Source organism: Tichowtungia aerotolerans (assembly GCF_009905215.1).
In the GTDB taxonomy this organism is placed as follows: Bacteria; Verrucomicrobiota; Kiritimatiellia; order Kiritimatiellales; family Tichowtungiaceae; genus Tichowtungia; species Tichowtungia aerotolerans.
Genome location: NZ_CP047593.1, coordinates 3229622 through 3254458, shown reverse-complemented (window position 1 = coordinate 3254458; position 24837 = coordinate 3229622). Strand labels below are relative to the sequence as shown.

General features: G+C 52.6%; 18 protein-coding genes. 7 read left to right on the top strand and 11 right to left on the bottom strand.

Going from position 1 to position 24837, the window contains the following annotated elements; all coding sequences use genetic code 11:
* Positions 1 to 129 precede the first annotated feature (129 nt).
* From recN to GT409_RS13235, 7 genes are all read left to right on the top strand, one after another.
* On the top strand, positions 130 to 1812 hold the full coding sequence (gene recN, locus GT409_RS13265) for a DNA repair protein RecN (RefSeq protein WP_160629545.1): 1683 nt from the start codon (positions 130 to 132) through the stop codon (positions 1810 to 1812).
* 4 nt (positions 1813 to 1816) lie between these two features.
* Positions 1817 to 2086 (top strand): hypothetical protein, encoded by a 270-nt coding sequence (locus tag GT409_RS13260; RefSeq protein WP_160629544.1) that lies wholly within the window; start codon positions 1817 to 1819, stop codon positions 2084 to 2086.
* A gap of 64 nt (positions 2087 to 2150) precedes the next feature.
* Positions 2151 to 3524: an aspartate ammonia-lyase gene (locus GT409_RS13255; RefSeq protein WP_160629543.1), complete on the top strand. Its 1374-nt coding sequence runs from the start codon at positions 2151 to 2153 to the stop codon at positions 3522 to 3524.
* A gap of 82 nt (positions 3525 to 3606) precedes the next feature.
* Complete coding sequence (larE, locus tag GT409_RS13250; protein ID WP_160629542.1) at positions 3607 to 4398, top strand: ATP-dependent sacrificial sulfur transferase LarE; 792 nt, start codon at positions 3607 to 3609, stop codon at positions 4396 to 4398.
* Positions 4399 to 4482: 84 nt separating this feature from the next.
* Complete coding sequence (locus tag GT409_RS13245; RefSeq protein WP_160629541.1) at positions 4483 to 5733, top strand: amidohydrolase; 1251 nt, start codon at positions 4483 to 4485, stop codon at positions 5731 to 5733.
* A gap of 15 nt (positions 5734 to 5748) precedes the next feature.
* Complete coding sequence (locus GT409_RS13240) at positions 5749 to 6657, top strand: 1-phosphofructokinase family hexose kinase (RefSeq protein ID WP_160629540.1); 909 nt, start codon at positions 5749 to 5751, stop codon at positions 6655 to 6657.
* The gene (locus GT409_RS13235) at positions 6654 to 8363 is read left to right on the top strand and encodes a TIGR01212 family radical SAM protein (protein ID WP_160629539.1); all 1710 of its coding nucleotides are present in this window, start codon (positions 6654 to 6656) and stop codon (positions 8361 to 8363) included. Before GT409_RS13240 ends, GT409_RS13235 begins: the two co-directional genes overlap by 4 nt.
* On the opposite strand, the gene GT409_RS13230 is transcribed toward GT409_RS13235, so the two are convergent.
* From GT409_RS13230 to GT409_RS13180, 11 genes are all read right to left on the bottom strand, one after another.
* On the bottom strand, positions 8364 to 8801 hold the full coding sequence (locus tag GT409_RS13230) for a dCTP deaminase domain-containing protein (protein ID WP_160629538.1): 438 nt from the start codon (positions 8799 to 8801) through the stop codon (positions 8364 to 8366).
* A gap of 28 nt (positions 8802 to 8829) precedes the next feature.
* Positions 8830 to 9597, bottom strand: coding sequence for a hypothetical protein (locus tag GT409_RS13225; RefSeq protein ID WP_160629537.1), 768 nt, complete (start codon positions 9595 to 9597; stop codon positions 8830 to 8832).
* Positions 9598 to 9614: 17 nt separating this feature from the next.
* Complete coding sequence (locus tag GT409_RS13220) at positions 9615 to 10763, bottom strand: hypothetical protein (protein ID WP_160629536.1); 1149 nt, start codon at positions 10761 to 10763, stop codon at positions 9615 to 9617.
* A gap of 8 nt (positions 10764 to 10771) precedes the next feature.
* Positions 10772 to 11212 (bottom strand): ExbD/TolR family protein, encoded by a 441-nt coding sequence (locus GT409_RS13215; protein WP_160629535.1) that lies wholly within the window; start codon positions 11210 to 11212, stop codon positions 10772 to 10774.
* Positions 11213 to 11232: 20 nt separating this feature from the next.
* Complete coding sequence (locus GT409_RS13210; RefSeq protein ID WP_160629534.1) at positions 11233 to 11646, bottom strand: ExbD/TolR family protein; 414 nt, start codon at positions 11644 to 11646, stop codon at positions 11233 to 11235.
* Between the two features lie 28 nt (positions 11647 to 11674).
* Positions 11675 to 12448, bottom strand: a complete 774-nt coding sequence (locus tag GT409_RS13205) for a MotA/TolQ/ExbB proton channel family protein (RefSeq protein ID WP_160629533.1) — start codon at positions 12446 to 12448, stop codon at positions 11675 to 11677.
* A gap of 14 nt (positions 12449 to 12462) precedes the next feature.
* The gene (locus tag GT409_RS13200; RefSeq protein WP_160629532.1) at positions 12463 to 13299 is read right to left on the bottom strand and encodes a tetratricopeptide repeat protein; all 837 of its coding nucleotides are present in this window, start codon (positions 13297 to 13299) and stop codon (positions 12463 to 12465) included.
* Positions 13296 to 16364, bottom strand: coding sequence for a tetratricopeptide repeat protein (locus tag GT409_RS13195; protein WP_160629531.1), 3069 nt, complete (start codon positions 16362 to 16364; stop codon positions 13296 to 13298). Before GT409_RS13195 ends, GT409_RS13200 begins: the two co-directional genes overlap by 4 nt.
* A gap of 398 nt (positions 16365 to 16762) precedes the next feature.
* Complete coding sequence (locus GT409_RS13190; protein ID WP_160629530.1) at positions 16763 to 19702, bottom strand: hypothetical protein; 2940 nt, start codon at positions 19700 to 19702, stop codon at positions 16763 to 16765.
* A 9-nt stretch (positions 19703 to 19711) separates the two neighbouring features.
* Positions 19712 to 22294, bottom strand: coding sequence for a hypothetical protein (locus tag GT409_RS13185; protein WP_160629529.1), 2583 nt, complete (start codon positions 22292 to 22294; stop codon positions 19712 to 19714).
* Positions 22295 to 22368: 74 nt separating this feature from the next.
* The gene (locus tag GT409_RS13180; protein WP_160629528.1) at positions 22369 to 24813 is read right to left on the bottom strand and encodes a hypothetical protein; all 2445 of its coding nucleotides are present in this window, start codon (positions 24811 to 24813) and stop codon (positions 22369 to 22371) included.
* Positions 24814 to 24837: the final 24 nt, after the last annotated feature.

Below are 24837 nucleotides of genomic sequence, written 5' to 3'. Positions count from 1 at the left end.
TTTAGAATCTGACAAAACATACCAGCCATTCTTTTCAGACGTCAAAAAGGGTTACCAAATGGTAATCATTCAGAAAAATCCGAACCGTTTTCGAAAATCACAGACTTGTCGAAAATGCCGGAAACTGAAATGATGCGCCGCAACATGCTGAGTCGCTTAACCATTCGAAATCTTGCGCTGGTCGATTCCCTTTCGATTGAATTTCAAAAGGGACTCAACGTCATCACCGGCGAAACCGGAGCCGGAAAATCCCTGCTCATCGGGGCCTTGCGCCTGCTGCTCGGAGACCGGGCCGACAAAAGTATGATCCGCACCGGCGAAAGCTCCTGCGGCATCGAGGCCTGTTTCGAACTGGCCCGGCCCCAAGATGTCGATGCGGTGCTCGACGAGCTAGGCATGGCCCCCTGCGAAGATGGACAGCTGATCATCCGCCGCACCATCACCGAAAACAGCTCCAAAAACTGGGTCAACGACTCGCCGGTTACACTGAACGTTCTTAAAGCGCTCGGCGATGTGCTCGTCGATATGCACGGCCCTTACGACCACCAGTCCCTGCTTCGAACCGACGCCCAGATGGATATTCTCGATGCATTCGGCGAGCTCGGACCTGCACGCGCCGACTACCGTAAAAAATACCGGGTTTTCCAAGGTTTGGAAAACCGCCTCCGCGAACTGGCCAATGTCGACAATTCCGACCTCGAAGAACAGATCGACCTGCTCACATGGCGCATCAAGGAAATCGAAGACGCCAAGGTTTCAGAAGAGGACGAAGAGGAAACCCGCCAGGAACACGAACAGATCGCCAACGCCCAGAACATCCTCGAACTGGCCCAGACCGCTGCCGGCGGGTTGACCGAAGGCGAATACTCCGCCTTCGAAGGACTCTCCGCCGCCCGCCGCGCCTGCTCTCAACTCGAAAAATACATTCCCGAAGCCGCCAACTGGGCCGAAGAGCTCGAAGGGGCTCTACGTACCGCACAGGAAATCTCGGCGATCATCCAGGAAACCGGCAGCGATATCTCCGCCGGACCGGACCGCATGCAGTTTCTCGAAGAGCGCGTCGCCCTCTATCGCAGTCTCAAACGCAAGTACGCGCCGACCGTTTCCGAAATCCTCGAACTGCTCGACACATGGAAAGAGCGACTGCGCGACCTCCAGAGTCGCGACGAGCAACGGGCAGAAATCGAAGCAGAACGCGCCGCCGCGCTCGTCGAAACCGAACAGGCCGGATTAGCTCTGAGCAACAGGCGACAGAAAGCCGCCGTCAAACTGGCCGACGCCATCACCGCCGAGCTGCGCGATCTTGGCTTCGAACACGGACTTTTTGAAGTGCAGCTGATGGAATGCGACCCGACCGCGTCGGGCATGGATGAAATCGAATTCGGTTTTGCGCCCAATGCGGGCGAATCGATGCGCCCGCTGCGCATGATTGCGTCGAGCGGTGAAATCTCACGCGTCATGCTGGCCGTTAAAGCCGTACTCGCCCGCCACGACCGCATTCCCCTGCTCGTCTTTGACGAGATCGACGCCAACGTCGGCGGCGAAATTGCCAACGCAGTCGGCAAAAAACTGGCGCAGGTCGGCAAAACGCATCAGCTGATCACCATCACCCACCTGCCGCAGGTCGCCGCCTGCGGAAGCACCCATTTTGCCGTCTCCAAAAGCGTGCGCAATGAACGCACCTATACGGAAATCAACCTGCTCGAAGACACCGCGCGTACCGAAGAAGTCGCGCGCATGCTCGGCGGAAAGGATTTAACCAACGTGACCCTGCAGCACGCAGGCGAACTGCTGGCAAACCAAAAGGAGTAAGCACATGGACAAAATGGCGAAGCTTTACAACGCAATACAAGCTGACACCTTGGAAATCCCGATCTGGGAAGTGCTCATCGTTCTTGCCATTGCAACCATCTGCCTGCTTGCCCGGGGATCAAAGATGGGCCTGTTGATCACCTATGTCTTTACGTTCCACATGGCCTTTCACTTCTTTCAACAGCACTTTTCGCCTGTTGCCCTGATTATTCTGGGAGCTTTCGGGGCATTCATTCTGCTGATCGGACTCTATGAAGCGCTGACCGAACGCTAAAAGAATCTCATCCGTTCAACTTTTTCGTGTTCTTTCCCGGCGCGGATCGTTAAAACTGTCCGGTATGAGAACAGAACAAGACTCCCTCGGAAAACTCGATGTGCCGGATGATGCGCTCTATGGCATCCATACCGCGCGCTCCATGGCCAATTTTGACTCTGCCGGCGAACCGCTGCCTATCGAACTGATTTACGCCATGGTCAAGCTGAAGCAGGCCTGCGCGGCCGCCAATGCCGAACTCGGGTTGCTGCCGGTCGAAAAAGCCGTAGCGATTGCCGACGCCTGCGGCGATGTGCTGAGCGGAAAATACGACGATCAGTTTCCCATTGATGTCTTTCAGGCCGGAAGCGGCACGTCGAGCAACATGAACGTCAACGAAGTCCTTGCCAACATCGCCGGCAAAGAGCTCGGAGGGAAACTCGGCGACCGGACGGTCCATCCGAATGACGACATTAACAAAGGCCAGTCCACCAACAACATCTTCCCGTCTGCCATCCGCGTTGTGTCTGTCGACCTGACCGGCACGCTGCTGGCTGCACTCGATGAACTTTTCCAGGGTTTGGAAAAAAAGGCCGACGAATTTTCCAAGGTTCGGAAAAGCGGCCGTACTCATCTTCAGGACGCGGTTCCGGTCACGCTCGGTCAGGAATTTGCGGCCTGGGCCAACGCCCTGCGCAAAGCGGAAAAACGAATTGCCTTCGCCTGCATGAGTCTGATGGAGCTCGGCGTCGGCGGCAATGCGATCGGCACCGGCGTCAATACCTCCGCCGCGTTTCGCGGCAAAGTGATTTCTGCTCTGAATCAGGCCACCGGCCAGGAATACCGTGTCGCTGAAAACGGCATTGAAATCACTCAGTTCCTGACGGACATGGCGGCATTTTCCAGCGCACTGAAAATGCTGGCAATTGACCTGAATAAAATCGTCAACGACCTGCGGCTGCTCAGTTCCGGCCCCAACACCGGCCTCGGCGAAATCAATCTGCCGCCGGTCGAGCCGGGCTCGTCGATCATGCCGGGGAAAATCAACCCGAGCATCTGCGAAGCCGCCAACATGGCCTGCATGCAGGTGATCGGCAACGACGCAGCCGTTGCCGCCGCCTGTGCCGCCGGCCAGCTGGAACTGAACACTCATATGCCGGTCACCGGAACCAATATCGTGAAATCGATTACGATTCTGATTCGGACCTGCATTGCGCTAAACCGGAAATGCGTAAGCGGCATCACCGCCAATGAAGATGTATGCCGGAAATATTTTGAGCGCAGCGCAGGTCTGCCGACCATCCTCAATCCAGTTCTGGGGTACGATCAGGTTGCTGTTCTGGTCAAAGAATCGCTGCGCAGCGGCAAAACACTGGCGGAACTGGTCCGCGAAAAAGAACTGATTTCTGAAGGTGAATTCAGCACCCTGCTTGCCAACTCAACCGGACCTGCCAGTTAACCTCAGAAAAACATCTTTGCAGCTATCCGGTTTTTCGCACAAAAATATACCTATTTTAGTCATGTATGCTAGAATTCAGCGCATGACAGCAGAAAAACAAAAGGAAAACCAGTTGCTGGCCCGGTTGGCCGACTGCAAACAAATTGCAGTCGCCTATTCCGGCGGAGTTGACTCGACCTATCTGGCAGATGTCGCGCACGAAGCCCTTGGGGACAAGGCATGGATTGTCATTGCCGACTCTCCGTCTCTGCCACGCCGAGAACTAAAGGACGCCACAAAACTGGCCGGCCAGCGCGGCTGGAATCTTCATATCATTCAGACCCAGGAACACCTCAATCCCTCCTATCTGGCAAACAAAGGAGACCGCTGTTTTCATTGTAAAAACGAATTATTCAACACGATGGAAACCATTATTCGTGAAACCGGCATAAAAACGCTGGCCTATGGAGCCATTGAAGATGATAAGGGCGATTTCCGTCCCGGCGCAAAAGCCGCGGATGCCCATCAGGTAATCGCTCCGCTTCAGGACGTCGGACTTTATAAAAAGGAAGTGCGAGTTCTCAGCAAACTTCGCGGGTTGCCCACCGCCGAAAAAGCTTCGTTCGCCTGCCTCGGATCCCGGTTTCCGACCGGAACGCCAATTAGCTTAAAAAAAATGTCTAATGTGGAACGGGCCGAGGAATTTTTAAGATCATGGGGCTTTTCTCAATACCGGGTACGGCACCATGGAGACCTCTGCCGAATCGAACTCAATCCTGAAGAATTTGAAAAGATTCTGGCTTGCCGAGGGCAACTGCTGGTCAAGCTGCAGGCTCTCGGCTACCGGTATATTACGCTGGATCTCGCCGGCTATCGAACAGGATCAACCTCCTGAACCATTTTGAATAAACAATGAATTATCCCTGTTTAGGGTAAAAGCTGCATTGCTAAAAACGATATCATTCTTACAATCTGAAAAATGAGTATTTTAATTCAAGGCGTGCAGCACAACGATTTAACAACGGATGTGTTCATCAACGGCAACGTGATTGAAACGATCGGCGACTGCAAAGAAAAAAGTGCAGAGACCGTCATTGACGGAAGCAACAAGGCGGTTCTGCCGACCTTCCATAATGCGCATCATCATGCTGCGATGGCATACATGCGCAGCTACGCCGATGACCTGGAACTGTTTGAGTGGCTCAACGAACACATCTGGCCGCTCGAAGCCGGCATCACGGAAGACGATGTTTATCACGGCGCCCGGCTGGCCTGTCTGGAAATGATCAAGTCCGGAACAACATTCTTTAACGACATGTACTGGCATTTTCATGGAACCGCCCGTGCCGTGGAAGAGATGGGCATGCGCGCAGCGCTCGGAGCGGTTTTCATTGACATGAACAATGCAGACCGCCGTGATGCCAATATCGAACAGGCAAAACAACTGCTGAACGAAAGCAAACGCTACAGCGACCGCATTCAGTTCCAACTCGGTCCGCATGCTCTCTACACGGTTTCGAAAGAAGCCCTCATCTGGTGCTCAGAGTTCGCATCTGAACACGGACTGATGATTCACACTCACCTGAGTGAGACCGAAAAAGAAGTCGAGGACTGCCTGAAACTGTACGGCATACGTCCTCCGGAATACCTCGACCGCCTCGGCCTTCTGGGCCCGAATCTAACTGCCGCCCACTGTGTGTGGCTGAACCAAAGCGAAATGGAACTGCTGGCTGAACGCGGCGTTAAAGCACTGCACTGCCCCACCTCGAACATGAAACTCTGCTCTGGAAAATTCCGCTTCACCGAAGCGCAGGCGGCGGGAATACAGATTGCCATCGGCACCGATGGCGCCGCCTCGAACAACAATCTATGCATGATCGAGGAGATCAAGATTGCCGCGCTGCTCGAAAAGCACTTTACCGGTGACCCGACCGCCCTGCCGGCCACGGTGGCTTGGCATTCCGGAACAAGAGCCGCCGCTGAAATGTTCGGACTCAACAGCGGCATTATTCAGGAAGGTGCACTGGCCGACCTGATGCTGGTCAACCTTGACAACGAACGTTTGGTTCCGGGGCATCAGCTGATCGCCGACATGGTGTACAGTGCCGACAGCTGCTGTGTCAACACGGTCATCTGTGACGGAAAAATCCTGATGCAGAATCACCACGTACCCGGCGAAGAGGAAATCATCGCCAAAGGGCGCGAATTCAGAGAAAAGTTCCGCCGGTAACCCACAAAGACTATTATGAAAATTCTGTGTTGCGGATTTTTCCCCGCCCTTCAGCGAACCATTGAATACAAAAGCTTCCGTCCCGGCGAAGTCAACCGCGCTCTCAAAGTATCGGTTGCAGCCAGCGGCAAAGCAACCAACACTGCGCGAGTGCTTAGCATTCTCGGCGCAGACTCCGTCATGCTCAGCTTTGCCGGCGGTGCCAACGGCGAAACAGTCCAGAAGCTTCTGGAAACAGAAGATTTCGAGTGCAACTGGGTCGACACCGGGGCCGAAACCCGCATCTGTCAGACACTTCTTTCGGATGAAGACGGCAGCTGCACTGAGCTGGTCGAAGAAAATCCACCGCCATCGTCCAGGGACTGGAAAACTTTTATCCAGACCTTCGGACGCATTCAAGCCGACTTTGACCGCATTGTCTTTTGCGGCAATCTGCCGCCGCATGTTCCGCAGGAGATCTATGCAGAACTTATGGCGTGCACCAACGGCGACAAAGTACTGGTCGACAGCTCCAAAACTCCGCTGCTCGCCACTCTTTCTCATCGCCCATCCGTCGTTAAGCTTAACACTGAAGAGCTGTCCATGACGGTTAAAGACACCTATGACCCGCTCGAACAGGCCCGCGAACTGATTGCCCACGGAGCCGGAGCCGTAGGGATTACACAGGGAAAAGATTCAGCCATGCTGGTGACCCCAAACAATGTTTACCGCTATTCAATCCCGCAGATCAAAGCGTTCAATCCAATCGGAAGCGGTGATTCGGTCAGCGCCGGGATTTCCTTTGCCCTCGCCAAAGGCAGCGCCCTGCCCGAGGCTTTTGCCTTCGGCCTCGCCTGCGGCACCTCCAATGCGATGAACGTCGAGCCCGGAGTTGTTAAACCGGAACAAATCGCTGAACTGATTCCGAAAATCCAGATCTCATGACTTCTTTTGTTCAATATAAGCCGTGGATGATTGAGCGCTATGGAGAACCGCTCTTTCGCATTCCGGTCGAAATTGCCGGAAGCTGTCCGCATGGACGCTGCGCGTTCTGCGCCGAAAACGGATCACGAGCCCAGCAGACACAGCGGCAGGACAGTCCACTCGAACAGGCCGAAGAAGCCATCCGCTTTGCTCGCCGCCGCTACCGCGCAAAAAAATTCATGCTCTACATTCAGGCCTTCACTGCCGACCTGACTGATCCCGACCAGCAAAGCATCCTTTTCCAATGTTTGAAAAAATTCGAATTTGAAGCGGTCAGCATTGGAACGCGCCCCGACTGCCTGCCGGCCGAAGCACTCGAATTTCTGGACACACTCAAAAAACAAACGGAGGTCTGGGTGGAGCTCGGCGTGCAGACTGCCAACGATGACACACTGAAGCGGATCCTCCGCGGTCACGACTGGGGCTGCAGCAAACAGGCCATCCTCAAGCTGGCGGGACACAACATCCACGTCGCTGTACACGTCATTCTTGGGCTTCCCGGAGAAATTTCAAAGGATTGGAAAAATACCGCCGACGAGTTGGCAAAACTTCCAATCTCCGGAATCAAAATCCACAACCTGCATGTGATGAAAGGTACGCAACTGGCAGAGCAGTATGCCGCGACCCCGTTCCCGCTTCTCAACCACTGGGAATATGCGGAAGGGTTGATGGATTTTCTGCGCCGGATTCCCGCCGAAATTCCGGTGATGCGAATTACAACCGATACGCCGGATGATCAATTGATTGCCCCGCACTGGCATCTCGAAAAAGGTCAGTTTCTGGACTACGTGATTCAACAGATGACGTGTCGTCAAATCTCCCAGGGAGACCTGCTTAAAGCCGAACGAACAGAATCTCGAATTTCAGCAACTCCGGTGATCACAGAGGATGGATCGGTTACTTTTTTCTCCGAAGATTGGAAAGAGCACTATCACACAAAGACTGGCGCACGGCTGGAGGCAGGACAAAAATTTGTCGCTCCGGCCAGACTGAAAGAAAAAATCAAAACGCAGGACATCAGACTTCTGGATGTCTGTTTTGGGCTCGGCAACAATTCACTTGCAGCGTTTTGTGCCACTGCAAAAACAGCAGAACATCAACTGGAAATTACCGCTTTGGAAATGGACAAACGAGTTGTTCGCGCGGCGGCCGAACATTTCCAGACATTGGAAACAGACCCGGTTGACTGGAAAACGGTTCTCTCCGGACTGCTGCAACAGTCATCCTTCAGCAGTCATCATTCATCAATCTCACTCCACTGGGGCGACGCACGCTGGCTGATTCAGGCTCTGAAAGATCATTCTTTTGATATTATTTTCCATGACCCGTTTTCATCGCAGCATTGTCCCGAACTGTGGACTGTCGACTTTTTCAAACAACTGCATCGCGTGATCAAGCCTAACGGAGTACTGCTGACTTATTCGTCGGCCGCTCCTGTGCGCGGAGCCATGCGCAAGGCTGGATTTCTTATCGCCGAAACGGAACCCGGCCACAACATGGGCAATGGCACCGTCGCCTCGCCAACACAAGCAGAGCTTTCAGGTTTTTCAATGATTGAAAGAAACCATGAGCGCCGCGCAATTCCTTACCGCGATCCGTATTTATGTGCTACCTCCAAAGCAATCCTGCGGCAACGACAGGAAACTGTAGAAGCCAGAACAAAATAATTATATCCCGGTACTTCCGAAACCGCCCGAACCTCGAGTGGTTTCGGACAGATCATCAACCAACTCATAATGAATGGGCGAGCTGTCCGTCGCAACCAACTGGAAGAGCCGCTGCCCTTTTTCAGCAGTAAAGGTGTAATCTTTGATGTTATCGCAGGACGCCATGATCTCGCCGCGGTAGCCGCCATCAATCAGGCCGATGGAATTCGACATGCGTAATGGCGTTTTCGAAATACTGGAACGCGGAAAAAGATAATAAGCCCGTCCGTCATCCGGTTCGCAGGAAACCCCAAGCTTGATCAGTTTGGTTTCGCCCGGCTCAAAAGTAATATCTTCAAGCACATACAGATCCAGCCCGGCATCGCCATCATGGAAGTGACCATGCTCCGCATAAAATTCACGGGCGGTTTCGTTGTGAGGTTTAATCAGAAGTTTCAAGTTATATTCTCCGGCTGTCTTCAGGTCGTTAATTTGTGGTAATCGGGCAGTATCGCGGTTGTGGAGGATGCACTTTCTCGCCCTCTTTATTGAAATGCCGACTACGCACCGATGGCGCGCCACGAACTGAAAGATCCCGAAGTTTTTCAATCATTTCCGGCTCCTGCATCCATTTTGGAAGACTGGAATGCGTAAACACGACATCGCCTTGCTGGGAAGTAATAATGAAAATATGCCCCTTATACAATTCACCCTTACGCTCTCCAGTACTCAGCTGACTGAACAACGTGCACTGAACTTTTGGGCTCTTATAGGTATAACCATAATCCTTTTCTTCGAGCAGCAGGAAACTGTCTTCAAAACGCCCGAGAAGGATATAATTATCACCTTCATATTCGTCAGCGACCAGAAATGCCTCTACATTCAATCGACTGGTAAACGGTCGCTGGCTTTTCTTCGTAATGTCGGCAGAGAGCCAATAGACATCTTCAATATCATCCCGGGTCAAGTCCGCCGGACGTTTGGGCAACCGCTTTGTTTCCGCCCGAACAACCACTTCGACCTTAGGAGGAATCATTACCCGAATATATTTTTTATCCATATCAGAAAGGTCCGCGATCTCAAACGTCGACTGATTTCCTTCATCATCTTCAATCGTCAGTTTACCAAACAGTTCTCGGACAAAACGTCCTTTAAAGCGGTTTCCATCAACATCTTCCCAGTCACGCAGCTCATACGCTTTCCCTGCTGTTACGCAGATGCATAAAACCGCCAGAATAAAATAGATTTTTTTCATGATATCATTCCAGAAAATCAATGGGCACTGAAAATCGGGCCGCCGTAAAGGTCGACATGCCCACTAGGCAGGGTGTACATCATTTCATCAATTAGATGCTCCGGCGTCTCCATTGTTTTAAAAACAGGAAGCAGCGGCCCGCCAGTTGAAAGGTCTCGTTCCGGATACTCAACGCCTTCTTCCTGGACCATCAGCAACGCCATATATCCTCCACCGGGAACCTCGCCGATCAACACTTCCATATCCATCGTTTCACCCGGCTTTAATTCGAACCAATCGCCAACCCGGTACAAAGTATGACTGATCTGATACTTCCGGTGCTCTTTCGCACTGCTGCGCCACCCGGACCAGTCCGCTTCATGAACATTCGTCCAACCGGCATCCAGAACGATTTTTCCATTCAGACGAACAAACATGATGTCATCACCAATGCCCCAAAAACGGAATCGACCACCGGTTTTATGTCCGATTTCTCCCTTGTAATGCGCCACCCAGAACGCTGCTTCATGGGTACGATCCGTATCTCCAAACTTTTCCGGAGCCAGAGTGGAACTGACCGGAGGCACAAAAATCTGTGTGGCATACAGTTTTTTCGGGGATCGCCAGAATGGATCAAAAACCTTGGGGTCCCATCCACTGCTCAGAAACTCTTTAATCACCTTGGCCATCTCTCCATGAATAGGATCCCGAGCTCCCGCTTCATTACTCATGCCGGGATATGGTGTTCCATTACGTTTCAGCATCAGATAATAATAAGTCCCCTCGAAGTCGTTCCCAACAGAGCGATCGGTTCCCATCAGGCCCATCTGGGAGAGATCAGCCATCATCTGGAATCCGCCGATTCCTTCATCCAGACCGGACCCCATGCTGCTCATTTTCGGCAACTGAATGTCCGGCATAATATTGGAGCGCCGGGAGGACGTGATTCGTTCCGTGGTTTTCCGCGGCTTGACCGTCTGCTTAACCTTAACGCGAAGTTTTTTAAGCTTCATTTTCGGACGTTCCACCTTGTGAGGAACAAACTGAACTTCTTTTCTGTCCACAATCTGAAACACCACAAAAACTCCGGCGCTCAGCAGCAAAGCCGCATGAATTGCCGCACTGACCAACACGGCCGGCGACCGACCTTTGATCAAACCCTTTGTTCTTTTTACAACCTTTTTCAAGACAACCCCTACATGCTTTTACTGAAACTTAGATTCTTAACGCCGGCAGCGGCACAGGCGTCCATCACATCAATCACTCGAACGTGAAAAGCTTCGCGATCCGGCAAAAGATTAACAGCAAACGGAGACTGCTGAGATTTGGCGATTTCCTTCAGGCCGACAACCTGCGTCGTCAGATCGGTCAGCACCCGATCCTCCGCCGCGAAACGAAGCCCCTCGGCCATAACGGTTCCGTCTGAGGTGATTTCAATCAACAGCTCGACCGGAACATTCACCATTTCTTCGGCCGGAATGTTTGCCGGCAATACGAAGGAGATATCTCCTTCTTTTTTGATCAGCGAGGCGGTGACCATAAAATAGATGAGCAGCAGGAACACCACGTCAATCAACGGCGCGATCTGAAGCTCCATCTTCGCTTCTCCTGCATTGTTTCGCTTGCTTAAATTCACGTCTCTCTCCTGCTAAACATCTATTCCTCAAAGGCCGCAAAGATCAGGTCGTTCGCCCCCGCTTCCGCACAGGCCTCCATGATCTTCTCATTCGCGCCGTATTTCACCTGCTTGTCCGCCCGGATGACGATCCGCAGCTCCGGGTCCGCCTCGATCTCCGACCTCAACCGGTCGGTGAGCTCTTCCAGTGCAACCAGATCCGAGGCCGGTCCAATGAACATCTCATCGTCTGCATTCACCGTGATCGCAAAACGACCCGTTTCGTCTTCCGGAACCTTCGCGTAAACCGCCGAAGGCACTTCAATCGGAACCTTGTCGATCTTGATCACCGCTGAAGCCACCAGAAAAAAGATCAGCAGAAGAAACACCAGATCGATCATGGGCGACATGTCGACGGCAACTTCATCGTCATTTCTTTTGGCATGAATTTTCATGGTTCTTTCCCGTCAGAAGGCTCAGACACTATTCATCACCCATTTGTTCAAGCGCTTCCACATCCATAAACGTCAGCGGTTTCTCTCCGGTTTCGAGAGCATCGAACAGGTAGCTGAGGTTACGGCCGAGGGTGGCCAGGGTTTTGTCGAAACGCTTTTTGAAGTAGAAGAAGAAGGCCATCGCCGGAATCGCGATGATCAGTCCGGTCGCGGTGGTGATCAGAGCCTCACCGATGTTCCCGGCGAGCACTTCCGGTTTACCCATTCCCTGTGTTCCCATGGTCTGGAAGGCCTTGATCATACCCATAACGGTACCGAGCAGCCCGAGCATCGGGGATGTTGCACCGATGATGGAGAGATAGTCGATCGGTTTCATCAGCTGGGTCATCTGTTCAACCGAGGCTTCTTCAACCGCTTCATGTACTTTATCAAAGCTGACTTCACCTTTCATGCAGCGCTCAAGTCCGGCGGCAAAGGTGTTGGTGAACATGGAGGGATGCTTGCGGCAGTAGATCAGCGCATGACGAACCTTCTTGGAGAGCATCATCTCGAGAAGCTCCGGAAGCATTTCAGTGTGCAGCAGGGTCTTTTCACGCAGGGAGAAAAAGTTCTGCACGATGAAGGTCACCATCGCAAAGGAGAGGATCCCCAGAGGAATCATGGTGATACCACCGGTTTTGATCAACTGCCACAGCGTGGCGTTCTCGGTCGTCAGCGCCGCAGCTTCCGGAGCCGCCTCCTGCCCAAAGACCACCCCTGCCGCTCCAAGCAGCACCATGATTGCAATTCCTGTCTTCTTCATCGTTTCCTCCATTCTCATTCCGCCTGTACGGACTCTTCTTCGGTTAACCGGTTGATCTCTTCCAGAAGCTTCTGCGCTTCGACCTTAAATTCAGACCTCGGATAAAGGACCATCACCTGATGGGCCACTTCAGCGGCAGAATCCGGCATTCCCAGATCCAAATAAAGCTGGGCATCCAGATATTCTGTCTGCGGCATCCAATTGTGGTCGTTGGGATAAGAGGCGATCAGATCGATGACTGTCTGTATTGCCTCTTTACTCTGCCCTGCCGCCCGCTGCAAACGCGCGGTTAAATAGAGTTTTGCCACGGGATCGCTCAGCTCGCCAATCAGCCTCCCGGCCTCATCCAGCTCCCCCGCCTCCAGAACACACTGTGCAATCGTTGCCAGCGCCTGCTTTTTCACTGCAGCATCGGAAACAGCCTTCAACTGTTCGGCCGAACCTCTGGCTTTTTCAATATCGCCATTACGCAAATATGCTTTAGTCAGCAGAGCATACAGAGACACCGCGTTGTTGGGAACCACCATATAAATACCGGCTCCACCGACAACCGGCTCCAATGCAGAAACAACCTCGGCATATTCCGCTGCAACAAGTTTTGCCTGCAGGGCATCAAGGCTCAGTTTCGGAAGCTGAATCTCCAGCTCTTTGATATCCACGAGAGGAAGCGTTTTGGATTCACGCCCGCTCTCGAGGCTATAGGTCAGATGGGTGCCGTCACAGTCTTCCAAAATCACGCGAAAAGCTTTTCCATCCGCTCGATTCAGTTTGGCATTCAGCGTCCGGGACTCCTGAGCTGACGCCAGACAGCACAGTACAGATGTCAGCAAAATTACAATCCGTTTCATCATTCGCCTTCCTCAAGATCCAAAGTGACTGTGAAGTTCGTAACCACTCCCGAAGCAATCATCTCATAAATTTCGCGAGACTCGTCCGGTCCCAGAGCCTCTCTGGCAACCTGACATTGAGGCAGGTCGTTTACGTACTTATTGAAGAGCATTCCCCGATAGGTATTGCGGGCCTCCTTCGAGTATCCCAGTGCACTCAGGCAGCGGGCACTGCCAAGGTACCCCTCCGCTGCCCAGAATCCATCCGCATAACCTTTGTACTGGAAATATGCACGCTGATACCATCCATGCGCCTTCAACAGGTCTCCTGCGGCTTCCTCGACTTCTCCCAAGCGATAAACAGCCTCTGCATAAGATTCTCCGCGCCATCCCGGAACGTTCATCACAGAAGTCAGAGCATCTACAGCTTCGTCATAACGCTTCAGCGCGGCCAAACAGCGACCTTTCAAAATCTGGGCCCACGCAACATCATAATCTGTTCCGTATCGAGCCTGGGCATCATCAATCAGGGCTAGCGCAGCGTCATACTCCCCTTTTTTATAAAGATCATATCCCCGCAGTTTAAACGCCGGACGCATAAACTCCGAATCTTCAAATTTCTTCAGGAATACATCCAGAATCTCTTCCGCACGGGAATAGTCTTCCAGTCCAAAGGAAGCATCTGAAATGGCCGATAAAACAGGAGGTGCGGCATCGTTCAGGTCCGCAAGCTCTTGAATCAGCGTCTGCCCCAGCTCTTTTTCCGTCCCATCAATCTGAGCGACCGTGGCTCTTAACCGAAGGCTGAGAGTCTGGCTGTCGGTTTCCTTCTGAACATCCTTCAGTTTTTGCTTGAGCGACTGGCGCTGAGTATCATTCAGACTGGTCCTGGCCAGATGAACCAATCCATCGATCATTGAATCAACGCCGGTTTGTTCCAAATCAGTTCCATATTCGATAATGGCATCAAAATAAGATTGAACGGCTTCATCAACCTTCCCTTGATTCACCTTCGTTTTACCAACCCAGAAAATGCCTTCTGCAATATCTGCATCATCGCCATAAGCATCAAGATAATTACCGACCACACGCAGGATTTCATCGTAGCGGTCTTCGGCTTCGTAAACACGAGCCATCTGGAACGTTGAATATTTGGCCTGAGACGGGCTTTGTGCCTTTACAAATGCATTGGCATAATCGCTGATGGCTTCGTCCAGCAACCCTTCTGATCCAAGAATGTCTCCGTGCAGGTTATATGCGTCTGAACAAACCGACGCATCAGGATACGTCTCCGTAACCCGGGAGAAATACTGTTTGGCCTTCTCCAGATCTTCCATTCCGAAATAGCAGGTTCCGATCTGGAAAACCGCAGAAGCACACCACGTTCCTTCCGGATATTTCTCTAAATATGCTTCGAACTCAGGCAGCGCCTCTTCAAATTTCTGGAGAAAAATCAATGACGCAGCATGCCAATAAGTCGCATTCTCCTGCTGGTGAGACTCCGGAAAATCATCCAAAATTTTCTGGAAGGATGCCACTGCCCGTTCATATTCCATCATCACCAGATCTGCAACAGCCTGCATGTAATACAGTTCGCACTCGTACTTCTGAATAACCGTACTGTCATCCGGAACAAATGCTGTAATAATCGGCAAGAGACCCTTGACCTTTTCCGGAAGCTGATTCTGCTGGTAATTTCCGCACAGCAAATAAGCAATCTGCCGGGGAACCAGTCCTTCCCTCTCCTGAGACAGATATTCCAAGGCTCTCGGCTCGGCTTCATCAATTTCCTTTAAAGGATCCAGCAACAGACGAATCACTTCATAAAAAGAACGTTTTCCCAGATCGCTGACCGGGTCTTCCTTGTAAATTCGATCAAAGAAACGAACAGCTTCCCAGGGACGATTCACCTCGTCATAAAGATAGGCATTACGATAAACAGCCTCATTTTCATATGGCGGCATGCTTTTGATGGTTTCCACCAGCTGTTCGAGCTCGATGAGTTCCGGGGGCTTTTCAATACTGTCTTCATCTCCACGCTCAACAAAGGTTTCCTCTGTAACGCCGTAACTCTTACCAAACAACGTGTCTTTCGAGGAAAGTTTTTCATGTTCCGCAGGATCAACCTCCGGAGCAATCAGTCCGGCCTCAATCCGCAACTCCCGCAGCCGTTTGTCCTGATGAGCAATCAACTCCTGCCGAGGAAGAATCATGCGAAAAAGCGGCAAGGCGCTGTCATATTCTTTCGCATCAGAAAGAGCCGTGGCTGCATTCATCAAAGCCATATTCACGCGAATATCATAACGGGCATCCGTGCGATACAGTTCGGGAATCCATGCTGTAAGAGACTTGAAGTCCTTCTTTTCGACCAGACCGTTAACCACCTGCATAATGGCAAACCCTTTTCGAACCGGATCATCCATATATTTGACCACATACGAAAACGGCTCGAGACTGTCATCAACCCGTCCCAACTCTGTGTAAGCCTGTCCTAAAGCCATGTTCAGAACAACCAGATCCTCGACCGAATATCCTGAAGAATCCCCTTCGGCCTCTTTCTGAACAGCAGAATCACCTTTCTGAATCAGCTCCCCATACTCATCGAATTCGTATCCACTGGGGTTGCTTTCCGCCGCAGCTTCTTTCGCGGCTTTATCCAAAGCTGCGCGCACATCTTCCGGCGGTCCAGCCAATGCGTTGGTCGCAGCACTTACGCACGCCTCGAATTCCCGCTCTTCCAAAAAGGAAACCACTAAAAGTTTCGTCGCTTCATGCCATTCGGGCGCAGGACGGTTTGCCACATAATCCTTCAGATACTCCAATGCACGCCCGGAAAGATTGTCTTTCAGGAAAATCTTCGCCAGTTTGAAGCGAATATCCTGCTTCATGGCACTTACTCGGATTTCCTCGACATCCTTCATCCGCTCCAGATAAGCATCCAGGTAAGGGATCGCAGCGTCAGTATCTCCGCTGTTCAGAAGGAAATCAGCCTCTTTAACCAGCTGATCCGCACGCATTTTCTCCATCGGACTTTCTGCAACGGCCATTGCAGCTAAAACTGAAACAGCCACTCCAATTACCCACCGCATTACTTTATTTTTTTTACTCGGATAAAAATGCATCTCAAATATTCCACGATAAGGTTACATACACTAAACACAGCAGATTTTTCTAATGTAACAGACTGCTCACACAAAATTCAACCCATAGAAACGTATAAACATCCAACTGGCATAATTTACACAAAAACATGTATTTCTTTGTCTCCCTGAACCGTCGTTCCCTGAGAGCGTTTGCGCCAGCGTCTTGGTTCAAAAACCGAGAAAAAGTATGCAATACAGCCAGCAAATTCCACAATAGGGAATATTAACAAGAAATAGCATATTACAGCAAACATACCGCATAACCCGAACTGGCAAAAAAAGGTTAAACCGTTACTTAAGTGAGTTCTCGAAGGAACGGAATCCCCTTGGCATCAGTACGGCTCTCACTCTTCAAACCCCATTAAAGATCCCACCCCAACCGTATCGGTTGGACCTGTGTGGCCTGGACCACCGCCGGCAACGTAGCCGTCGCTTCGGCCGGTTTCATCCGGACTGACCCAGAATGAATAGAGCGCGCCGTTTTCAACAGTAAAGCGGAAGCGCACCGACTGCCCGGACAACGCAGACAGATCGATGCCGTCCATCCTGTGAATAGTGCTGTCACCTTCAAACAAAACACTTTGCGCAATCACGGCTCCACTCTGATCCAGCACATCCGCGCGAAGTGATCCATTCGAAACATCGGCATTCACAAACAGATGACTGCCGGAAAAAGTGAGCGGACGCGTGAGCAGCGCTCCGCTCTGCGCAGCATCCATCGATGCAAACCCATCGCGACGCAGCGTTGCCAGCCCCATCGCCCCGTTGGCGTACATCCCGCTGGCAGGCCGGCTTTCGTCGCCGGCGAATCCGGTGTAGTAAAACCAGATTTCATCACCTCGCAGCACACAGATGTTGCCGAGCGACTGCACGTAGCCTCGATCCCATGTTCCGGCTTCGCGACTCGACGCAATGGCTGTGGTGCGGTCCGGACGGTCCCAATGGAATCCATCACGGCTGTAGGCAAAATTCAATTCGGTGATTTTTGGAACGCCGAGACAGTCTTCATTATTCGGTCCCCGCCAGATCTGATAGAAACCGAGCATGATGCTTTCGTACGCCACGGCATCCAGATTGTAGAGTTGCGGAGTAAGCCCTATATCCGGATCCGGCGGATCGAGCTGATCCGCTCCGGTCCAGACAACCGGCTGTCCATACTGCCAGTCGCTACCGTCCAGATTCTGAGCATCCCACTGGCTTCCGCTGATGAAATCATCAGCCTCCCGATAGTGCCGCGCCCGTCCGCGTCCGGCAAAGGACGCCCGCAGACTGAACACCCATTTCCGGCGGAACGGATTATAAAACATGGTGCTGCGGTCACCCATTACGCCACTCATGGTGTAGTCGCCAAACGTCAATCCGTCCGGCGACTCAAAACACATGGCACCCAGCGCCGAACCGCCGGGTCCACGCACAAAAATTTTATAGTTTGAATCAGGATCGTCCGTCCACCAATCGCGGACCACGGTCCATGAGTCCGTCCTCAGCCCGGCCGGCAAAACCTGATTTGAATTACCGCCCAGATCCGGACGAACCCAGTCAATCCCGTTGGTGCTCTCCGCATAGCAAATGGTTCTCAGCCAGCCCGCCTCGTACCACAGTTTAAAAATCTGTTCATCCGGATCCCACCAAAGACCACCGCTCTTCGGGGCGGCAACTGCCAGCCCGCTGATTGGATCGAGTTCTAATTCCGTCTCCGGACTCAGCACGGGATTTCCGGCGTATTTTTCAGGATAATGAAATGTTCGAACCAGATCGGTTTCCTCGATCAGAAAATCATCCACGAACAGCTGGCGGCCGACGTCGATCGGAATCACCGTCGGAACCTTCTCCAAATACGGAACCGGCATAGGCGCTGTTGACGACGGATTGATGTCTTCCGGAGGCCAGATGCCCGGCAAACGAATCCCGTTATACAACGTGCGGGAATCGGACCACTCACAGTTCCAGGCATCGGAAAACCCGAGGACCACGGTCCATTTGCCAAAATCATACTGTTCTCCAACCTCAACATGTTTCTGATACACCCGCACTTTATTAGCGGACAGATCGCCGAACAGCTGAAACAGTTCCGGCGCGGTGATGCGAATAAAACCCAGCGCTTCCACGTCTTCAACGCGGGAGCTGAAATACTGCTGCGACTCTGGCGTCAGCACAGTCAAAATTCCACTTTTGACAACCTCTACGGAAACGGTCGTGATGCTGCTTCTCAAAAACAGGCTGCCCGCTAAAAAATCAGGAACCTCTTCCGTCAACGTGTAGGAACGATCCGAAAAAAGTTTTACGCCCGCAAAAAAACGGCCGATGCCGTCATCGTCGCTCAGCACACTGATTTCTGCTCCGGCACCGGAGAGCTGATTGCTTCGGCTCAGCGACGTCAGGTAGAGATATCCGTTCGTCCGCACAGCATCCGCACCTACAACCTGCCCGATCTGGCTTGATGTCAACCCGCTTCCGGCAAAACGAACCACTGCGCTCGCCTCGTTCGTAATGATCAGCCTGCCGCTGCCCCAGCCGGCACCGGACGAGTCTGAAAATGTAACAACAGAAGCCGATCCGGTCAGATCCAGAACAACATTGTTGTCCGCAATGTCGAGAACTCCCAGATGCTGATGGGCTCCATTGGCAGCAATGGTCCCGCTGTCAAAATTCACAGCAGTACCGGGAGCCAGCGCATTTTCACGGCTCAGTTCCAGCCGCCCTCCTCTCATCAGCAGGCTTCCGTATCCGGTTGTTGTGCCGCGGCCATCAATGCGAACGGTTGAGGACGCGACACGTATTCCGCAATGATTCTGCAAGTCGCCGTTAATGACGGTCGTTCCCGGAGCATTAAAATTTACCGGGCGGCTGTACGCGGTGTTCGTGAGTGTGAGCGGTCCGTTGAATGTCAGTGTGCCGTAGTTCCGAACATCGGAAACATAGTCGGTCGTTCCAAGAACGGTGACATCGCAATCGAAGACGGCTTCGGCCGCAGCCTGATTGACTTCAATCGCCATGTCCCAATGCGCTGCGGAATCCGGCTGAACCGTAATGATTCCCTCGCCGACGAAGACGGTTCTGCGCGACACCAGAATCTTCTTGGGTTGCACTGATGAGTCAACGATCACATCATCCGTTGCACTCTGCGGATACAGAAAGACAGCGCGATCCCGAAGCCCCGGTATCCCGCGGCTCCAGTTGGCGGCATCACTCCAGACCGCACCGGGCTGTACGTTCGCCTGCCAGTAGTTGTTGTAAAACTCCGGCGGATTAAAAAGAACGAACAGTACAGCCAGCCATTTCACGAACGCCTCTTATCGGTTCGAAAATTCTTTTTCTGCCGACAGAGCCGCCGCGCCAACCGTATCGATCCCGCCATCATAGCCGGGGCCGCCGCCCGCGACATAGCCGTCGCTTCGACCGGACTCATCTTTGCTGACCCAGAACGAATAGAGCGCGCCGTTATCCAGCTTAAAGCGGAAGCGGACCGGCTGCCCCTCCAGCGCCGATAGATCACTGCCGTTACTCAGCGACATCATCTGAATGGTGCTGTCGCCTGTAAACGCAACGGTCTCTGCAACCACGTTTCCATTCTGATCCAGCACGTCCGCCTGAAGCGATCCATCCGGCACATCGGCGTTCACAAACAGATATTTTCCGGAAAAGGTAACCGGACGCGTCAGCAGTTCGCCGCTCAAGCGGGTATCCATGGATGCAAATCCGTCGCGGCGCAAAGTGGCCAATCCCATCGCGCTGTTGGCATACATGCCGCCTTTCGGCCGGCTTTCATCTCCGGCAAAGCCGCTGTAATAAAACCAGATTTTATCGCCGCGCAGCACACAGATATTCCCGAGCGACTGCACATAGCCGCGGTCCCACGTCCCCGCTTCACGACTCGATTCAATGGCCGTGTTGCGGTCCGGGCGCGCCCAGTGGAATCCGTCGCGGCTGTACGCAAAATTCAGCTCCGTGATTTTCGGAACACCGAAGCATTGATGATTGTGCGGCCCGCGCCAGATCTGATAGAAGCCGAGCATGATGCTTTCGTATGCCACCGCATCGAGATTGTAGAGCTGTGTGCCTTGTTTCACCTCGACATCTTCAGGATCCAGCTCGTCCGATGCTGCCCAGATCACCGGCTGTCCTTTTTCCCAGCTTGCCCCTTTCAAGTCAAAGTCCGGCCATTTGCAACCGTCGATAAAATCATCGGCTTCCCAGTAATGACGGGATCTTCCCCGGAAAGAACTGCGCAGGCTGTACACCCATTTTTTACGGAACGGGTTGTAGAACATCGTACTGCGGTCGCCCATTACACCGCTCATGGTGTAGTCTCCGAAATGAATTCCATCGGGAGACTCGAAGCACATGGCGCCTTCCGGCTTTCCGCCGGGACCGCGTACAAAAATTTTATATTTTGCGTCCGGATCTTTGGTCCACCAGTCGCGGACAACGGTCCATGAGTCCGGCTTCAGCCCAAACGGCAGAACCTGATTATAGCCGGACAGCACATCCGTTTCCGGACGATCCCAATGGATTCCATCTTTGCTGGTTGCATAGCAGATTGTTCCCAGCCAGCCAGCCTCATACCAGAGCTTGAAAAGCTGTGCGTCCGGATCCCACCAAAGTCCACCGCTCTTAGGAGTCGCTCCGGCCCATCCGCTTCCTGCGCCGTCCTCCAAATCATTTTCCGGTTTCAGGACCGGGTTGCCTTCATATTTTTCCGGATAGTGGAAGGTGCGCTGAAGGTCGGTTTTTTCAATCAGGAAATCATCGACCAGCAGCTGCCGTCCGACATCAATCGGAATCACTTCGGGCGGATAATCCAGGTACGGAACCGGCATCGGTTTTTTGGATCTTGGATCGATGTGTTCCGGCGGCCAAACCTCCGGCAGCTGAATTCCGTTATACAGCACCTCGCCTTCGTTTTCGTTCCACGGCTTTGGCTTCCATGGCTCCGCGACCGCAAACCCAAGCACGATGGTCCATTTTCCAAATGCGTACTGTTCGCCGGCCGTCACTTTTTTGCTGTAAATGCCGACTTTGTTTGCTGAAAGATCGCCAAACAACTGAAACAGCTGCGGCTCCGCGACCCGCTGGAAGCCTTCCTGCATCAGGGCGCCGCCCTGCGCACTGCTAAATTGATCCGACTCCGGCGTCAGCACGGTAAGCGTGCCGTCCCGGACAACGTTGAATTTATCACCGTTAATATTTCCGCGCAGAAAAAGCTGCCCGGCCAGTGATTCGGGACATTCATTCAGCACAAAATCACGATTGGAAAACAGCTTCACACCGGGCGTGAAAACATCCACGCAATCCGCCTCATATCCACCCGTCAGTTCAAGGCCGGCTCCCGGGCCGGATGCCGCAGATTTTAACGCATCGGCCAGCGCGGTTTTCTTCGCATTGATCTGCGCAATCTGTTCGTCTTCAAAACCGAGCACAACCACCCACTTACCGAACGTGTAGTCTGCGCCGGCTTTTACGGACTTCTGGTAGATGCGCACTTTGTTGGCAGGAGAATCGCCAAAAAGCTGAAAGAGCGGCGGCTCTTCGACGCGGGTAAAACCGGACGTTTCCAAGGCCTGGAACTGTGCACTCTTAAAGTGGTCCGACTCCGGCGTCAGCACGGTAATGACGCCATCCTTCAGAACCCGAAACGATGACGTATTAATGTCCTCCTGAAAAAACGGAATGCCGTTCAGAAAGTCAGGACATTCGGCCAGCGTGAACCGGCGGTTTGAAAATATTTCCACACCGGGAACAAACATCTCCACGGTCGCTCCGGACAGCGATTCAACCTTGGCTCCCGGGCCGGAGATCGGAGCAGAACAGATCCACCCCGCCAGGGTCAGACACAACAAGGATGCTCCCCTAAAAAGTACTGCTTTCTTAACCATGCCGATTCCTACTCCTTTAATAAAAAATCTGCCGCCAATGATTTTCACTGACGGCAGACAGTATGATTCAATGTTTATTCAAACTCCACATTCAGCTTCATAAACTGAGCGCCCTCCACATCCATGGAAATGCTGTTGGTAACCGCTTCATAAACAGCATCCTCAGCACCGGATGTTTCCGTAATACCTGTATTCGTCCAGCTTCCGGAGAGCAGACTTCCGTCGCGCAACGCCTCATAGGTCAGGCCGCGATCAACCGCATCCAGACGGCGCAGATAACGGTATTCAAACCGTTTTACACCGCCATCATTAACGATGCCGAAAGCCGGCAGAATTGACGCAGCATCATCAGCGGTCGGATTGCCGCCCAGAGCATACTCGAGCAGATTGTTTGCTCCGTCTCCATCCGGGTCAGCCAGCAGATCTGCTTCGGGCTCAGACAGCCCGTAGGATCCGGCCCATCCGGCATAATATACGGCCGGGCCGGCAGGTGCTGTAATGTAGAGATATCCGTCTTCAACCGTAGTATCTCCAACCGTCAGAGTCTGGCCGTCGATGCGGATCTGTCCAATCTGTGCAGAAGTCAGCCCCGTTCCGCTGCCGAGCTCAAAACGAATCACAGAATTTCCAACATCCGTAATCGCAATACTTCCGGAACCCCATCCCTGCGAAGAACTGTCAGCAAAGGTCCAGACCGAAACAGAACCGTCCATATCAAACGATATCTGATTATCGCTGATATCCAGCCAACCGAAATCCTGATTGTATCCGGCAGCCTCAAGTCCGCCGGCATTCAGCGTCATATCAGCAGTGGTTCCGATCGCGTCATGAGCGCCTAACGAAACAGTTGTTCCGCTTAACAGAATGGAACTGTTCAGAACCGCGCCCGCGCGGTTGAGTTCCACCCGGCCGGACCCCAGCGTCAAAGGCCCGGTGCCGTATGTTGTACCGTCGCCACCGATGATCACAGTACCGCTCGACCCCATACGAAGACCGCTGTAGTTGTAGAAGTCGCCGTTGATAATGGTCGTGCCGGTTGCATTAAAGTTAACGGGCCGGCTGTATGCCGTATTGGTCAGCATTAACGATCCGTTAAATGTCAGTGTTCCAGAGTTGCGGATATCCATCACGTAGTCAGTCGATCCAACTACCTTCACATCCGCATTGAAGACCGGAGAAGCATCCGCTCTGTTCACCTCAATGGCCGGATCCCAATGCGACGAAGACGCCGGCTGCAGTTCAACGGATCCCGTTCCGTTAAAGATATAATTAGTAGAAACCAGAATTTTCTTAATTACGGCATCCATGTCGACATCTACATCATAGCTCGCACTCTGATCGTTGACAAAGTTGGCACGTCCGGCTGTGCTCGCGCGTCCAGCCGTCCAGTTTCCAAAGTCACTCCATGCAGCACCGGAAGCCACATCGCTTTTCCAGAAAGTGTCCCCGGTTGCAACGTACGGTTTAGCGACATACAGATATCCGTTCGACACAGTTGTATCGCCCAAAGACAAGGTACTTCCGTTCAGGTTAATCTGCCCGATCTGCGATTCCGTCAAACCGCTTCCGCTTCCAATCTCAAAACGCACAATGGCATTCCCGGCATTGCTGATCGACAACGTTCCTCCGTCCCAGGCGACAGCCGATGAGTCATCAAACGTCCAGATAGAATCCGACCTATCCATATCAATACCAACATTGGCAGAGAACACATCCAATTGTCCGAACGTCTGATCATATCCCTGAGCGACAACAGTTCCGCCCCGGAATTCCACATTCGCCCCGGACGCCACCGCCTCATCTGCACCCAGCACCACGGTTGTTCCTTCCAGTTTTAAAACACTGTTAATCAGGGCCTGAGGACGATTCAATTCCAGCCGCCCGGCTACAAGAATTGCAGCACCTGAGTCTGTTCGACCATAGGTTGTTCCGCTGCCGCCGATCACAGTCGTCAAACCGCTGCTTCCGAACCGCATTCCGCAGTGGTTATAAAGATCCCCGTTCATCACAATGCTTCCTGTGGCAGCTGCCGCATTAAAGTCCGTCTGCCGGGACGCATTGGCTGAGTTTGTAAGCGTCAGTGTTTCATTAAATGTAATCACAGATGACGGATAAACAGCGATACGGGGAACGAAATCTGTTGTCTGATGGATCATCACATCCACATTAAAGACCGGAGAAACGCCGCCCTGATTCACCTCAATTACTTTATCCCAGTGAGCCGCCGATGCCGGCTGGAGCTCAATAGTCCCGGTACCTGTAAAGTTATAATCCTGAGACACCAGAATCTTTTTGAATACTGCGTTCGTGTCCACATCGACATCATAGGTAGTAGCCTGTGTGTTCACAAAATTAGCACGATCTTCCGTGTCCGGAATCCCGGTCGACCAGTTGCTCACGTCACTCCACACCGCCCCGGCGGGACGATCCACCGACCAGAATGAATCCGCAACTGCCGTCAGGCCGAGAATCTGACCGACAAACAAAACAGAGCTCATTAGCTGTATTCTTTTTTTCATTGCCTCTCTCCTTTCACTGTCCTT